Annotated in this window: 18 protein-coding genes and 1 pseudogene; 18 read left to right on the top strand and 1 reads right to left on the bottom strand. The window is 31.9% G+C overall.

Going from position 1 to position 14,944, the window contains the following annotated elements:
* Window positions 1-127: 127 nt before the first annotated feature.
* A complete protein-coding gene (locus H9631_RS05645) occupies window positions 128-865 on the bottom strand; it encodes a helix-turn-helix domain-containing protein (RefSeq protein ID WP_191810798.1) in 738 nt (245 codons plus the stop codon).
* Window positions 866-1,357: 492 nt separating this feature from the next.
* On the opposite strand from H9631_RS05645, the gene H9631_RS05640 reads away from it, so the two are divergent.
* The 18 genes and pseudogenes from H9631_RS05640 to H9631_RS05555 all read left to right on the top strand — a co-directional run bounded on the left by H9631_RS05640 (window position 1,358) and on the right by H9631_RS05555 (window position 14,872).
* On the top strand, window positions 1,358-1,621 hold the full coding sequence (locus H9631_RS05640; RefSeq protein WP_191810796.1) for a hypothetical protein: 264 nt from the start codon (window positions 1,358-1,360) through the stop codon (window positions 1,619-1,621).
* A 31-nt stretch (window positions 1,622-1,652) separates the two neighbouring features.
* Window positions 1,653-1,997 carry a hypothetical protein gene (locus H9631_RS05635; RefSeq protein WP_191810795.1) on the top strand — a complete coding sequence of 115 codons (345 nt, stop codon included), beginning with the start codon at window positions 1,653-1,655 and terminating at the stop codon, window positions 1,995-1,997.
* A gap of 25 nt (window positions 1,998-2,022) precedes the next feature.
* Window positions 2,023-2,280, top strand: coding sequence for a helix-turn-helix domain-containing protein (locus H9631_RS05630; RefSeq protein WP_191810793.1), 258 nt, complete (start codon window positions 2,023-2,025; stop codon window positions 2,278-2,280).
* Window positions 2,281-2,344: 64 nt separating this feature from the next.
* The gene (locus H9631_RS05625; protein ID WP_191810791.1) at window positions 2,345-2,632 is read left to right on the top strand and encodes a hypothetical protein; all 288 of its coding nucleotides are present in this window, start codon (window positions 2,345-2,347) and stop codon (window positions 2,630-2,632) included.
* 51 nt (window positions 2,633-2,683) lie between these two features.
* Window positions 2,684-3,142 carry a hypothetical protein gene (locus tag H9631_RS05620; protein WP_191810789.1) on the top strand — a complete coding sequence of 153 codons (459 nt, stop codon included), beginning with the start codon at window positions 2,684-2,686 and terminating at the stop codon, window positions 3,140-3,142.
* Window positions 3,142-3,639: a hypothetical protein gene (locus H9631_RS05615; RefSeq protein ID WP_191810787.1), complete on the top strand. Its 498-nt coding sequence runs from the start codon at window positions 3,142-3,144 to the stop codon at window positions 3,637-3,639. Before H9631_RS05620 ends, H9631_RS05615 begins: the two co-directional genes overlap by 1 nt.
* A 69-nt stretch (window positions 3,640-3,708) precedes the next feature.
* Window positions 3,709-3,942: pseudogene (locus tag H9631_RS05610) on the top strand (antA/AntB antirepressor family protein); the annotation flags it as partial.
* A 58-nt stretch (window positions 3,943-4,000) separates the two neighbouring features.
* Window positions 4,001-5,968 (top strand): hypothetical protein, encoded by a 1,968-nt coding sequence (locus H9631_RS05605; RefSeq protein ID WP_191810783.1) that lies wholly within the window; start codon window positions 4,001-4,003, stop codon window positions 5,966-5,968.
* A 45-nt stretch (window positions 5,969-6,013) separates the two neighbouring features.
* Window positions 6,014-8,827: a hypothetical protein gene (locus H9631_RS05600; RefSeq protein ID WP_191810781.1), complete on the top strand. Its 2,814-nt coding sequence runs from the start codon at window positions 6,014-6,016 to the stop codon at window positions 8,825-8,827.
* Between the two features lie 418 nt (window positions 8,828-9,245).
* Complete coding sequence (locus H9631_RS05595) at window positions 9,246-9,464, top strand: hypothetical protein (protein WP_191810779.1); 219 nt, start codon at window positions 9,246-9,248, stop codon at window positions 9,462-9,464.
* 10 nt (window positions 9,465-9,474) lie between these two features.
* Window positions 9,475-9,738, top strand: a complete 264-nt coding sequence (locus H9631_RS05590; RefSeq protein ID WP_191810777.1) for a hypothetical protein — start codon at window positions 9,475-9,477, stop codon at window positions 9,736-9,738.
* Window positions 9,735-10,259, top strand: coding sequence for an HNH endonuclease (locus tag H9631_RS05585; RefSeq protein ID WP_191810775.1), 525 nt, complete (start codon window positions 9,735-9,737; stop codon window positions 10,257-10,259). Before H9631_RS05590 ends, H9631_RS05585 begins: the two co-directional genes overlap by 4 nt.
* Before the next feature lie 73 nt (window positions 10,260-10,332).
* Window positions 10,333-10,851 carry a hypothetical protein gene (locus tag H9631_RS05580; RefSeq protein ID WP_191810773.1) on the top strand — a complete coding sequence of 173 codons (519 nt, stop codon included), beginning with the start codon at window positions 10,333-10,335 and terminating at the stop codon, window positions 10,849-10,851.
* A 113-nt stretch (window positions 10,852-10,964) separates the two neighbouring features.
* The gene (locus H9631_RS05575) at window positions 10,965-11,237 is read left to right on the top strand and encodes a hypothetical protein (protein WP_191810771.1); all 273 of its coding nucleotides are present in this window, start codon (window positions 10,965-10,967) and stop codon (window positions 11,235-11,237) included.
* Between the two features lie 186 nt (window positions 11,238-11,423).
* On the top strand, window positions 11,424-11,834 hold the full coding sequence (locus H9631_RS05570) for a hypothetical protein (RefSeq protein ID WP_191810769.1): 411 nt from the start codon (window positions 11,424-11,426) through the stop codon (window positions 11,832-11,834).
* A 189-nt stretch (window positions 11,835-12,023) separates the two neighbouring features.
* Window positions 12,024-12,872, top strand: a complete 849-nt coding sequence (locus tag H9631_RS05565; protein WP_191810767.1) for a tyrosine-type recombinase/integrase — start codon at window positions 12,024-12,026, stop codon at window positions 12,870-12,872.
* Window positions 12,873-13,133: 261 nt separating this feature from the next.
* A complete protein-coding gene (gene terL, locus H9631_RS05560) occupies window positions 13,134-14,720 on the top strand; it encodes a phage terminase large subunit (protein WP_191810765.1) in 1,587 nt (528 codons plus the stop codon).
* Between the two features lie 14 nt (window positions 14,721-14,734).
* Window positions 14,735-14,872 (top strand): hypothetical protein, encoded by a 138-nt coding sequence (locus tag H9631_RS05555; RefSeq protein ID WP_191810763.1) that lies wholly within the window; start codon window positions 14,735-14,737, stop codon window positions 14,870-14,872.
* The last annotated feature ends 72 nt before the right edge of the window (window positions 14,873-14,944 follow it).

Genomic DNA, 14,944 nt, shown 5'->3' with positions numbered 1-14,944 from the left:
TAAAGTCATTTCCCGTATATAAGAGGTGGCTTTATATCAATTTTAACTTCAACTAGAGCTGCCTTCGCTTACCATTTCGTAGAATCTGGATCTTTATGAACTAAACCATCCATAATACTTCCTCCTTCTATAACTCTTTAATTTGCAGTTGTAAATGAGGTTTACCAAATTTTGTTCTTTCAGTTTCAACACGATTCGATTCATCGTAAAGAGTATTTAATACTTTAATCATTCCTTTCTCATCTAATGCAGGTACTTTTGCAGAGAAAAATTTAATCATAAATTTATATAAATGTTCATTTGTTGGTACTTCATCAAAAACTTTACCTAATCCAGTAATTAAATCAAAAGCATTGTTTAAATCATGTTCAACCATATTATCGAAAACATAGACCATATGTTTTATGTTTTCTTTTATAATGTCATATACTAAATCGTCCTCAGGAGTTTCTTCAAAGTATTTTTTAAAAACTTGATCAGCTTTTCTTTCATGTGATTCTATCTTGTCCTGTTGTTCAAAATACTCGGATTGCCTTTGCCATTCTTCAAAATCTTCTTCGGTTGGTGGTTGCATTGCGGCAATAGCTCTTTCCTCTTCCCATGCAAGGTAATCAGGAGAGTAAATATTAAAATGATATAAATAATCTTCAATTTTATTTTCCTCAATACCCAAATGCTTTAATATTTCATACATTGTTTTATAATCTGGATTTTTATTTCTTCCGTTTTCAATTTGACTTATATAAGCTGCACTTTTACCTACGGCTTTAGATAATTCCGTTGAATTAATCTTTTTTGATCTTCTTAACAGGTGTAGATATTCTCCAATATTGCCATCGAAGTTAGGTCTATATTTCCTTATCATACTTACCACTCCTACATTTAATTCTTATTATAAAATATCATGAATCATTAAATATTAATAGTCAATTTATTTCATGAGATATAATAAGTTTCAGGTTTTTATGCTATACATTATAAAATGTTGTTCCACTCAGAACCCGTATGATACTTTAGTGATATTTTTTGGGGGATTTTGAAAGTTTATTAAATAAATATCATAAAAATGGTTGACCCTCATTAAATATGATGATATATTTATCATGAACCAAATGAAAGGAGGGGATTTAATTGGAGTGGATATTCTAAATAAAGAAGTGTTGGGTGTGGAAGATTCTCAATACATCTTGTCTAGTTGCTTCGGGGGAGCTTTATGCGGTTAAGATAAGTCGGAGATAGAAGATTTCTAGAAAAGATCTATTAAATTTGCTTCAAAGAAATAGTCAAAATAATACATATAAGTGGTATCAAATTTCATAATCTACATACTTAATTTTTTTTATGGAGGTAACATTTTATGAAAACACCTGATTTAACAAATCACCAAGTCAATTACTCTAACGGTTTATTGAACACTCAAAGAATGATTTTGATGAATGACTTTATCATGGAGAGTAACTTGGAAGATCAATACCTCCATCACTTAAATACTTTAAGACAGCAAGATGGGTGGGCAGAATTCCATCCAATCATCGAAGAAACAATACAAGAATACCAAATCACCGACTATGACATACAACACGCAATATCGGATTTTATTCGAGTGCCAGCATTTTGTTAAATATAAAATAAATTAATATGGAGGAAAAATAATGAACGCATTAGTAGATTTAACAGCAGCAAAAGCAAATAGACCCAACGAATATCAAAAAGGTTTCGATGAATTTGTTGCACAATCAGTTGAAATGAATAGAGACATGCTTATCTCTACTATCAATAATCTAAAAAACTATGAGCCTACATATATTGTTGATTCAGTAGTTTTTCAGATTATTAGCGCAGCATTTGCAAATAAGAGTCATCAGGAGTTATTAGAGGCTATTTCAAGCGGTTCAATCTTCAAACTAAGGAAGTGTCTTAAAATTGCGTTCGAAGCCGATGAAGTTATTTGTAAGCTTCTGAGTGGGGGCAATAAAGATTGTACGGCGATAGTTTAGTTTCTTTATGTCTGTTAGTCATTGGATGAAAAATGAAAAAAATGGAGGATTTAATAATGATAATTGGATTCAGGAACATCAAAAAAGTTGGCTGGAAATTGGACAAGAGCTTAAATCAGAGAGAGAAACATTAGGAATCACTAAAGCTGGAATGTCACGAAAAATTGGTTGTGCGCCTTCTACACTAACTAAATTTGAAGAAGGGAAGCCGGTACAAGCAGCAAAGATTATTGAGAATGCTTATAAAATGGCCTTGGAGTTGTTTCAGCTTGAAGTTAGTTAAACAGGATTTTGGCGAATATTACGATGATATCAAAGTTAATCAATGAGAAAAGGAGATATTTATAATGAACTCAATAACTAAAATGGCAATACATGAAGCTCAATTGAAAGAATTAACAAATTTAATTGTAAGGGCAAGTGAGGGTAGTATTCTTAAGCATGAGCAGGAATATTTAATGGATTCATTTAACGGCTTTATTAAAATTAATATGGATATGATGAAAGATTTGCACAATGGACACGTGGAGAATTATGAAACGCTCAATAATTCGTTTAATATACTTAAACAATCTTTTAACATGTTGGCAAAAATTACAAGTGACATAACAGGAAAAGAAATTCCAAAGGTATAAAATGTAACTATTATTTTACAGTTAAAAAATAAAAATGGAGGAAATTTTAATATGACAAAAATTTATGACTTTGAAAAGGCTAATGCGCAAATGCGTAAACAATGCTTACGCATTAAAAGGTTAGAAATGAAGGAGAAACATAAACCTGAAGCGGATTTATTAAGGGAAAATATCAACTACATATTGGGTGAATACGAGGAACTATCTAGTGCGTTTACCGTTTTAAAAAATGAACTTGAAAAAACAGCTAAATTAGGTCTTAAAAAATCGAAACAAGTTGAAAGAAATATTTATTTTCACGGAATTGTAGAACATTTTATCTATAAAAACGGACTTGAGGATGAGTACATAGATTATCTGAAAGACATGGCTGAGAAGGAGGAAGCTGATGGATATAGAGATGCAGCGAGGGATAGAGTGAACTTATATTATCGTGTAATCGAAGGTGAAGAATATTATCAAATAGATGATGAGGGGTGGATGAATGAAGAAAAGGAGGAACGTAAATAATGTCTCAACTATTCACTGAAATTATGAAGGATGATCAAATCAAACGAGCGGTACTTGTAAAATTCGGATTCGGTAACGTCAATAAATCAAAGGTAAATAACTGGGTTAAAGAGCAATTCCCTACTAGATTTGCAGAAATTAAAAAGAATTTACCACCTAAAAAAATAGTGAAATTTGCTTCAAATGAAACAGAAATGACTTCCAGAAAAGAAAGGGATGCGTTTCTGGATAATGTCACGGACGTATTAACGGAGATAGGAAATAATATGAAGAAAAACTTAACGTTTACTAATTCACAATTATGGCTACTAGCTGAAAAAGGTGACATTAAAGAAGGAGACAGCTTTTATAGTCTTTCAAACGGATCAACAATAGTATGGGATGGCGATATGTTTTATGATCTAGACGTTTGCATAGAAGAAGGAGAGATTTCTCATGCTCTCTTTGAATTGGGAGACACATGGTCGTTTATGGAGGGAGTGGATGCCAATACTTGAAAAAGGAAATTTCACTTCTCAAGATTTCTTTATAAAAAGTAGTTATAGAGGACAAAGAAGACAAGATACAATGATTGGTTCGAAAGAATGATTAGCTACGGATTCGTTGAAAACATTGACTTTATATTGGTTAGTCAAAAAAGACCAACCAATAACCCAAAGAATCCATTTGCTGAAATTGCAGATCATCATATGAAGCTAAGTATGGCTAAAGAAGTAGCCATGATTCAACGTAGTGATCACAGGCCAGTGAAATTAAATACATATGCAGCGCGCTATTTACAATCCATTTCTGGATTCTGAGATTTTTTAATTAAAAGCACATTTAACAAATAGATAAAAGACAGATCGGGGGAGTTCAATGAACCAAACTTTAAAACTCATGCTTCATCCTAAAGAATATAAAGCAAAGCCGAACGATGCTGGAAGAATCACCAACGCAATTATCCATCATCCAAAGCAAATGAAGCCTGAAGAATTAGCAAGTGAAATTGTTAGTGGGAAAACTTTTATGTGTAGCTATTTGGATAAAAATGAAAGGGGGCAAGTTAGGAGAAATGAATCACATTGGAAATCTCAGCAAGTAGTAGCGCTGGATTTTGATAATGAAAGTAAAGTGAAAAATGAAGACGGGAAAATGGTAAATGTAAAAGATGTCACTATGACACTTGAAGATGCATTAGAAGATAAATTTATAAAAAAAAATGCTGCATTTATCTATACAACATTCTCTCATACTAAAGATCATCCAAAATTTAGAGTCGTATTTATATTTGATAAGCCATTTTATAACCTAATCCAATGTAAGCAAGCGATTGAAAAATTATTGGATATGTATCCTATGGCTGATCAATCTTGTAAAGATGGAAGTCGATTATTCTATGGTGGCAGAGAATTACATATTATTGACTATAATAATCGACTGAAAAATAATTATACCCTTTGGGAGGATATAAAAGGGTTGTATCTTCTATATCCCACCAAAGGGTCTAGTAGTAGCAGTTCAAATATAACTTTAAATATTAATAATAGTAATCAATTAAATAATAAACCTTTAAATAAACCTTTAAATAAACCAAATAAATCAACCAATACATATCAACCTATTAAATATGATAACAAATTAGCAAGTAACATTCAACTAATAAAACAAAGAAATATACATTCATTACATAAAGGTATTAATCCTAAGCCTATAACATTACATAACAATAACCAAGTGTATGACTATTTAAAGAAGCAAGACTTAAAATGCTTTTTAGGCGTTCATTCAAATTCAATATATGACATTTTTCACGATGAAGATAAGCCGAGTGGAAGTATATATAAATCTGAAAAAGGTAACGGCCATTGGCTATATAAATGCCATTCAACGTCATATCCATTTGCTGGGACAATCATTCAGATCGTAGAAAAGTTGTTAAATTGTTCGATGGTTGAAGCGAAAGATTTCTTAATGAAAGTTTATAAAGTCGAAATTAAAGAAAATGAAGCTCAAAAACTGCTTAAAGAAGAAATTGACGCTTACAAATACATCCTCCAATCTGAAGAGCTTCAAGATTTATATCCTAGCTTTTATAAGCTGTTTAGTCGATATGGGTATTTGGATAATTTATACATATTGCTTGATTTGGTTAAGGAAAATTTACCTGCAAATAGCGATGACCCAAGGCTTTTATTTTATTATTCGATAAATACAATTGCTGAAAGGTTTATGAGAAGTCCTACCAATACAAGTATTAGAATGAACTTCTTCACATTTTTTAAGCTTATTTACAAATTGAGTGACAAAGAGGTTCCAAAAAATTTATTAACTTTACATTTAAATTATCAGCGCCAAAAGAATTATAAGTACCGAAATAACATTTATGAAATGAAGCTTTATAGCTATGACTTTTTCGCTGAACTAGATAAACGTTGTGAGGATTGGAATTCAAAAGGCTTAACAACAAAGACAATGAATTATGAAGGCATCCTTAGAAACTATGGAAGGGAAGAAGCTAATAGAGTTTTTCCTCAGGATCAAGATAAAGAAATACCTGAGTTACATAAAGACGTTGTTTCGATGTTGGAAAGGACTGCTTTAAATCTCATTAATGCAAAGGGATGGACAACTGAAAAGGAAATTATTGAGGAATTAAAGCTTTACTTTAAAGGTCAAAAGAAACTGAAGGAAAATCTCATTAAACGTTGCATCGGTGAAATGCTTGTTAAATATGACCTAGAGCGAATTTCTTCAAATAAAAAGATAAAAGAAGAAATGGGAATTACGGAGGAACAGTTGTCACCTGCCAGCTTCCCGAAATTAATTAGAAGTGCTTCCAGGTAAGTTGTTTTTATTTCAATTATTCAAATTTTAGGAGGGAATAAATCAATGAGCACAGGATTAGATAAACAGATATATATTTACTCAGTCGATACTTCAAGTTTTTACAATAAAAAGGAATCAAAACTAAATGAACAATTGCTTGAATGCAGGGGATATAAATCACAGTTAGAAGAAATAGTTAGGCCACTTAAGCAATTTAGAACGGAAATTAATAGTCTTATAAAGAAAGATGATGATTACAATAGATATTATCAAAAAGTAAATAAGCTAGAAAAAAAGTTAAACAAATACAATGAAAAATTTGAGGTGTTTAGGGATCTAATTAATGATTATCTTATATTTAATGAGAAATCATACCAATTCAATATAAATAAGAAATCATTATTACATAAGTCAGAGCAGTACCTAATCACATGTGAAAATAATTTGGAGGTTGCGCTTGATAAAGCAGCATCTGAACACAGAGGAACCCGAATACTTAGAGCGGATGCACTGAAGAATTCTAACTTAATTTCGCAGTTTGAATCTTCGCTTACAAGAAGCCTAGGAATTAAAGAAGATGAAACTAGTACAGATATAATTGTTGTGAGAGCTTTCAGATATATGATTTTTGAGGATTTGATGAAAAATGGATTTGAAAATGAATTTGGAGAACGTTATCAATATCTAACTTCAAGTGCTGGAAACATTAGAAATAAGAAATCCATCTGGATTAAGACAAAGGTTTACAACAAAATAAAAAATAAGCTTATGTGCGGTCTAAGTATCAAAGAAATCAATAAACATGGCGGTATGAACCTCAATAAATATAATGCTTATACTGCCCTATGCAATACAGCTAGTACACCCTGGGGTGGTTTTGATATTACAAAGGCTATTGTTGTACCTGACTTTACCACAACCATTAAGGATGCTGAAGTGGATTATATTGACCATGAAACTTATGATATTGAACCAAGGGAAATGGATATTGAAATTAATCATGTAGATGGAGCAGGGATGTATTTACCTGTTGAGGGTGAAGAGAATAAGTCATTTCAGATGAGGATGCCATTCTTCAAAGGTCTAATGATCCCGTTTTCATATGATAAGTTCATTGAAATATTTAATGGGAATCCAATTTTAAAGGATATCTACGGCAAGGAGCATAATGTTGTTGAAAAAGGGATTAAATACATATTTACCGAATCGCAGTTTAAAATGGCTAAATTCTTTGAAGCACCAAATAACGAAGGATGGAAAAGGTATCAGAAAGCATTTAAGAAATATGGGTGCGAAGCATCTATCTGTAAGGAATCTGCCGATACTTTTGAAGATAAGACGTTAAATTATCAAGTTTTGCAAAGTCTTAATGAAATGAAAACGGAACAAATCGAAATGCTTGCTTCTAAAACAGTTAGTGAAATCGAAGGAATTGGAACTGACTTGGAAGTAATGAAACGTTTGATTGGTGCTGATGATTCAAATAAGAAAAAGAATCCATTCCAAAGAGCAGTTGAAATTTATCCTCAACTTATTAACGATACCTACAGTCGAGAAGTGATTAAAGATAAGAAGAACTCATTGGTAAAGAGTGCCAGGGCTGGGAAGTTAATTATTGATGGAACAAAGCGTACATATATTGCACCTGATTTATTTGCACTGTGTGAATGGCTATTCCTTGGGATTGAAGTGCCTAATGGATTATTAAATAATGGAGAAGTTAGTTGCCGTTTGTATGATGACGGTAAAAAGCTTGATGTGCTCCGAAGTCCACATAACTTCAGGGAGCATTGTGTAAGGCTAAATGTAAGAAATGAAGATGTAAATGAATGGTATATAACAAATGATATTTACACTAGTACAAAAGATTTAATCTCTAAGCAACTTATGTTTGATGTAGATGGTGATGACAGTCTTATCGTTTCTGATCCTCTAGCCGTTTCTGTTGCGGAAGAACACATGATGGGTATCAAACCACTACAATATAAATTAGCATCGGCAAATAAAGAGGAAATTACAAATGAAAATCTATATAAGGCATTGATAGCAGCATATTCAAAAGCTCCTATGATTGGGAGTTTAGCGAATGAAATCTGTAAGATTTGGAACTCAGGAAAAGTTGGTCAAGAAGAGTTAGATTTAATCAGAATTTTATGTTTTGAATCAAATGCCTATATCGATTTTGCAAAAACTCTTTGGTCTCCTGAACGTCCACAAGAAATAATGGACAAACTTAAAACATATTCAAAAAAGAAAGTCCCTAGCTTTTTCAAGTATGCAAAGGATAAAAAGTCTAAACAAGTTGAGTCGATAAATAATAGTGTGGTCAATCAACTTAATAAAATTATACCAAACAAGAGAATACACTTTGAAAAGGTTGTGGGTGATTTCAATTTTAGGGAATTGATGAGTGAAAAAGATTACGAATTAACTGAAGTTGACCAGAAAATTATTCAACTATACATAAAGGAAAATAAGAATAAAACAAAGGTCTTAAAGGATCAAATTAAGAATCAAGGTGAAATGACCAAAAAGGGGATTGAACTTCAAGTATATAAAGATATTAGAAAGAAGTTTTTGCAATTAGGGACTGCTAGGCATGTTACTGATGTTCTTATTAAATACCTGTATGAACAACAAGATGATAAACATAAGCAAACATTGTGGTTCTGTTTTGGCTGGGAAATTGTGCGGAATCTTCAGTGGAATATCAATGGGATTAAAGAATGTAAGGAATGCCATGTAGTGATTGAAAATCCTAAACAGCGTCAAGTAAGATGTGATGAATGTCAGAAGGAAAGAAATAAAGAGAATGCTAGATTAAGAAAGCAGCGTCAAAGAGAAAAAGAGAAAATGTCACGCTCAGTGGCAGTATAATAGAATAACAATCTACTAACCCCCTTATTTGTCAAGGGGTTTTTCTTTTAGTGTGAAAAAAGATAATGGTCTTAGGGGAAGGAAAGCTAATGGATCGCCAAGGGCGGAACTTCTCTGCTTATATTTTGATAAAAATGGTTAATCGTTCCCGTAATTATAAGTTTAACACTAGGGCGGGGAGAATGCAAGCATAAACTCATTATTACTCTACAGTCTATAACCTTCTCTGTGTTATTGATTGTAGAGTGCGATTGAGTGCCAGTCGTACTGATTCTCCTGAATTATGTATCCTTGAATGGGCGGCCGATGGCTGCCTATTTTTTTGTTGAAGAAATTAATTAATAAATTTAATGGGAATGTACAGTCATTTATTTAAATACCTATATTTTCTAAATCATTTAAAAGGAGGGGAGTTGTCGTGGAATATGAAATGATTAATGAATTAAATGCGGAGAGAATGAGAAAAAGAATAAAAATAAAGGACATTGCAATGGCTGTTAATATTAGTGAGGCTTATGTCTCTATGTACTTTAAACATAAAGCTAATAACATTGATTCTAATAAAGAGCAAGCAATTATCGAATACGTAAGATCACAACCGGAATATAGGATGGCAAAAATTATTGTAGAGAACTGAGGTGGAGTCAATGAGTAGGAAAAGTAGGTATGTCCCATTGGAAAAGCGAGTTGTTCATGTTGCTGAAATATTAGATATTCAAGCTAATGAGCCGAATACACAACATGATCCTTATATGACTGGAATTTATAATGGTCTGGAAATGGCTTTAGCAACCATGGAACAGAGAGAACCTGTACTGAAGGAAGCACCTCGTTCTAGCATAAATCAATGGATCAAACTTAAGTTATTTAAGATTATAGGATTATCTAAAAATAAAGGATTGAAGAAGTGAAAGCCAACAAAAGAGAAATAAATGGGTACATAATTGTTTATAAGCCTGATCATCCATCTTGCTTTAAAAAGGGAAGTAATGCTGGTTATATTTATGAGCACATTTTAGTTGCTGAATTGATGTTGGGTAGGCAATTGTATGAGGATGAGGTAGTTCATCATCTGAATTTTAATAGACAGGATAACCGTAAAAGAAACCTACTTGTCTTATTAAAAGGACAACATACGAAAATACATAGTTGGATAAATCGAACGGGCTTAAAAGAACAAATTGAAGCAGATGCTCCAGAAGAGTATTATATCGAACAATGTAAAAATTGCTTTGAGTATTTATTACAGAATGATAAGTTTTGTTCTAAAGAATGTCAGGCCGAATATTACGAAAAGAAAAAGAAAGAGCGACCTAGTAAAGAAGAACTTGAGGAAATGCTTAGATCAATGAATAAGGTTCAGATTGCAAATAAATTTAATGTATCTAGAAGTTCAATTCAAGTATGGGCTAGGGAGTACGGAATTGCCTAGTTTGGAATATATTTAAGCTTGAAAGAGCTTATTCTTTTACATTTATATTAATTAAACCTAAAGGAGGATGAAAATGAGTAAACAATTTAGTGTCGCGCAATTAAAAGATGAGATTGCCATTTATGACGAGTTCGTAGAGATTCCGGTGACTGTACAAGGTAAAGAGTATACTGTTAAAATGTTTCCTTATTTTAAACCAGAAAAAGTGCGTGATTTAGTAAAGGAATTACAAGAATTTTTCCAGGAATGTCAAAAGGTTAAGTTTACCGTTCCTAAAATTGAGGAAGAAGATTTGATTGGATATTTTATTATTAAACACTTTACCAACATGAAGTTTACCAAGAGTAAAAAAGTGAAAACAATCTATAATGAGTTTAAAATCGCACTGAACTCAAGTTTGTTTAAAATCCTTATGGATTCATACCCAAAGGAATCAATTACATCCGTGTATGAGAGAATCTATTCTGTGTTAGAGGCTAGTGCTCTATTGGAAGATAAAATTAAAGAAACACAGAAAGTAATAAAAGATATGTCATTGGAAAACAAAGAACTGCTTGAACAATTAAATAATAAAGGCAGTAAGGATCGTTAGAGTATAGGAAAGAAACACTATAAATAAGCAGGACTTTTATTCTCTATGTCAAATTACACTATTGTAACCGAAACAAAATTTGGATTGGGGTAGATATTATAATGAGGTCAAAAGTGTATATGATTAATCACCAAAAAGGATGGATAGCTTTGCTTACTGAAAACAATACATTTAGTATAGTAGAGGTTTTAGAAATGCAGCTTCCGAATATAGGAGATGTTATTTCTGGCGATATAGAAACCCTAGGTGAAGAAACTTTTTACAATGTAACTCAAGATGAAACCTTAGATGTTTATGTCCAAGATATATATGCCGGACAGAAAGCAGCAATGAGACAACTTGAAATATACCCGAATAATAAAAGAATATGGGAAATTTATAACTGAAGCATCCGATTTATTGTCGGGTGTTTTTTATATACTATTTTTACATAGTGTGGAAAAAGAAATGTCAATTTTTTAGTAGGGAACAATCTAGAAATACATATGAGTATTAGAGTTTAATTAAATTGAAATACATAAAAATATCGAGCGTTCCACAAACAAACGTACACATGATAGGGGGTGGGGTATGTGCTAACTGAGCGTGAAATGCAGATGCTTACTGATTATTTCAGAGGTGAGAAAACTGTGACCGAGATTGCTAATGATCATGGTTATGCTAATCGTTCTTCATTATATAAACTACTAGAGAATGAAGAAGCCCAAGATTATATAAATAAGCTGACAGATCAAACTATGAAGAATGCTCTTAGATTATTGAAAATGAACTCAAGAGACTTATCTAAATCATTATTGGACATAGCAAAGGGTAACATTGCTGATGTAAAGAAAGTATATGCACAGTTACAGGCTATTAATAGTGCATTAGAAAAGGCCGGAATGAATAGTAAAACCATTGTCTTTGAAGATAAGAATTCAAATGATGATGACTATAATGAGTTGATGGATATGTTAAAGGAAAAGAAAACAATGGATCAATGATTTGTAAAAACATTATGTCTTGAGTTTTTTGTGCATAATCACTCAATGAGAAAATGCAAATCCTTGATTTAAATGGGTTTATTACTTTTTTAAAACCAAAACTCAAGACATAACTTAATATTATGTCTTGAGTACTCGCTCCCATCATGTTATAATTGACTTAACAATAAACGGTTAAGGGGTTGTATCATGATGGATATTATCCATAAATATAAAGAGTTTCTTTCTAGTCAAGATAAGAGTCCAAAAACAATCGAAAGCTATGTACGTGATATTCGGTTATTTGTTAATTGGTATAGTGATCAAACTAACCATGATATTAATACCTTGCAGCAATTTGAATTAAATGATTATCGTAAGGAATTAGAAAAGACGGTAAAATTAAAGACAGCCAATAGAAAAATTGTTAGTATCAATCGTTTTGTTGAATGGTTATTTAATGAAGGAATTCTTGAGGATAAACTTCATGTTAAGACAATTAAAGATACAACTCCGTTAGAATTTAAGGGCTTAGATGAAACTGAAGAAAAGCGATTAAGAAAAGAAATATATCTTGCAGGTAATAAGATGCATATTTGCCTATTCGAATTATTAAGAAATACTGGTGTTCGTGTTAGTGAATTATGTGATATTGAATTAGAGCATATAACCATTACTGAAAAGAAGGGTACTCTTAAAGTGCATGGTAAAGGTGATAAGTGGAGAACAATATCATTAAATAAGACTGCAAGGGAATCGATTCAAGAATATTTGAAGGTTAGACCAAGTGACAAAGGGAATAACCTTTTGATAGGACAACGTGGTGGAATCAAACGAAATGCAGTAGATTTAATACTTAAGAAATATGGTGACAAGATAGGTATTAATGTATCGGCTCACATGCTTAGACATTCAGTGGGATATAAATTAATTAACAATCCTAATGTTGCCATAACAACTATACAATCTATATTGGGACATAGTAATATGTCAACAGTTGCTATTTACACTCAAACTAAACAAAAAGACCAGGAAATTGCATTAGAATCAATTGAATAAGCGTGAAATAAAGGCGATTACAATAACTAGTAGTCGTTTTTATTTTGCTTTTTTAAAAATTTATATGCCTTTTATTCGTACCAGATTGCTTTACATTGAGCTTTATTGATTGGAATACATATATCCCTCGGTAGACTTAAAACCTCTATATCAAGGAGTGTGGGGTGCTTTCTAAATTGGCATGAAAATTGCTACAGCAGGTGTCACAGAATTTTTTTGAAATTTTCAGTCCCTTAAAATTGGAAGAAAGGAGGAAACTTTATGTTAGATTCTAAACAAAAAGAATTGCTAGTTAATCATCTTCTACAAAATTTTTCTGAGGATGATGCAAAGGAAATTTTAAATAAATATAAAAATAAATTAACAGGGAAAAATGGCCTGCGTAAGAAAATCGCTGAAATTGATAAAACTTACTTTGGTAAAGCATACTTCCCGAAATACTTCGAACGTCCCTCACCGGAATTCCATAAAGAAATTGAAGATCATCTTCAAAAAATATTAGATGGAGTATTAAAGAATGTATGTGTAATTGCTCCAAGGGGATTTTCCAAAAGTACACTTGGTTCATTCAAAATTCCATTGTACTGTTTACTTTTTCACAAGAAACCTTTCATCTTGTTAGTCAGTGCTTCAGAAGATATGGCACAAGATTTTCTTAAATCCATACGTAAGGAACTTGAAACCAATGAAGCTATACTTGAGGATTTTGGAGAATTAAAAGGTAACACTTGGAATAGTGACAAATTAGAGCTTACAAATAATACATGTATTATGGCTAAGGGAGCCGATTCAACTCTGAGGGGTATTAAATACGGTGAAATGCGTCCTCATTTAGTGATTTCAGATGATATTCAGAAGGATTCTAGTTCTGCAAGTGAATCAAAAATGCAAGCATTAAAGAATTTTTACTATGAATCACTCGGTAATATTGGAGATACATATACATCTAACCTATTTATTGGTACACGAATGGGAGAAGATGATTTAGTATTAGATGTTCAAAATAACCCTACATATTTTAGTCTTTTTTATCAAGCGGTTATTTCATTTGCCACTAATGAAAAATTATGGGTTGAATGGGAAGAAATTGTTAATGATTTATCTAATCCATATAGATTATCAGCAGCGGAAACTTTCTTTGAAAATAATAAAGAAGCTATGCTTGAAGGTACTGAGGTAATCTGGCAAGAAAAAATGGATTATTACGATTTAATGATGAAAAAAATTGAAATTGGTAACGATGCTTTTTCTAAGGAATTACAAAACGATCCTAAATCAACTAAGGATAGAATATTCCAGGAACTACATTATCATGATGGAGTTGATCCTCATGAAATGGAAGAAGTAGTTTTAACTATTGATCCATCATTAGGGAAAAATAACCGTGCAGACTTTTCCGCAATTACAGTTTTAGGAAAAGATACTGACGGTTATTTTAATGTCATTGAAGGGGATTGTAGAAGGTTAAAGCCAGACGTCCTTATTAAAGCAGTAATTGAAAAAGTAAAAATGTATCCAGTTAATCGTATTGGTGTTGAAACAGTAAATTTCCAAGAATTGCTATTGGAGCAGTTAAGAAAAGAATTGATTAAAAATGGATTCTATATTGATATTGTTTCCATAAATTCTCGTTCCAAGAAACATGAAAGAATTGTAGCGTTACAGCCTCATATCTCAAATGGATATGTAAAATTTAATAAAAACAACAAAATTTACAATCAACAAGTTTTGGATTATACAGCCAAAGCAAAAAATGATGATGCACCGGATTCGTTAGAAATGGCAGTTTCTTTATTTAAGGAACATAGTCGTCTCCAATCATTTGATAGAAAATTATTAGGAATATAGAAGGAGGTTAACCTTTGGTTACAGTTGAAGAAATTAAAAATGCTATTGCTAAACATAAATTAGAATTGCCACGCTATCAGAAACTATATAATTACTATATTGGAAAACATTCGATTTTGGATAGAAAGTTACCCGATGAAACTAAGCTGTGACTGATAAACTAAAGTGGACAGTTCCCGCCAAATAAGATTGAACACTTTATCTGAGGGAATGGGAGTTCAATT

It is taken from the genome of Bacillus norwichensis (assembly GCF_014836955.1).
Taxonomy (GTDB): Bacteria; Bacillota; Bacilli; order Bacillales; family Bacillaceae_C; genus Siminovitchia; species Siminovitchia norwichensis.
This window is presented reverse-complemented; position numbering and strand designations above follow the sequence as displayed.

Coding starts and splice junctions, on each gene's coding strand:
- H9631_RS05645 (WP_191810798.1), bottom strand. CDS start 865: ATGATAAGGAAATATAGACCTAACTTCGATGGCAATATTGGAGAATAT.
- H9631_RS05640 (WP_191810796.1), top strand. CDS start 1,358: ATGAAAACACCTGATTTAACAAATCACCAAGTCAATTACTCTAACGGT.
- H9631_RS05635 (WP_191810795.1), top strand. CDS start 1,653: ATGAACGCATTAGTAGATTTAACAGCAGCAAAAGCAAATAGACCCAAC.
- H9631_RS05630 (WP_191810793.1), top strand. CDS start 2,023: ATGAAAAATGAAAAAAATGGAGGATTTAATAATGATAATTGGATTCAG.
- H9631_RS05625 (WP_191810791.1), top strand. CDS start 2,345: ATGAACTCAATAACTAAAATGGCAATACATGAAGCTCAATTGAAAGAA.
- H9631_RS05620 (WP_191810789.1), top strand. CDS start 2,684: ATGACAAAAATTTATGACTTTGAAAAGGCTAATGCGCAAATGCGTAAA.
- H9631_RS05615 (WP_191810787.1), top strand. CDS start 3,142: ATGTCTCAACTATTCACTGAAATTATGAAGGATGATCAAATCAAACGA.
- H9631_RS05605 (WP_191810783.1), top strand. CDS start 4,001: ATGAACCAAACTTTAAAACTCATGCTTCATCCTAAAGAATATAAAGCA.
- H9631_RS05600 (WP_191810781.1), top strand. CDS start 6,014: ATGAGCACAGGATTAGATAAACAGATATATATTTACTCAGTCGATACT.
- H9631_RS05590 (WP_191810777.1), top strand. CDS start 9,475: ATGAGTAGGAAAAGTAGGTATGTCCCATTGGAAAAGCGAGTTGTTCAT.
- H9631_RS05580 (WP_191810773.1), top strand. CDS start 10,333: ATGAGTAAACAATTTAGTGTCGCGCAATTAAAAGATGAGATTGCCATT.
- H9631_RS05565 (WP_191810767.1), top strand. CDS start 12,024: ATGATGGATATTATCCATAAATATAAAGAGTTTCTTTCTAGTCAAGAT.
- terL (WP_191810765.1), top strand. CDS start 13,134: ATGTTAGATTCTAAACAAAAAGAATTGCTAGTTAATCATCTTCTACAA.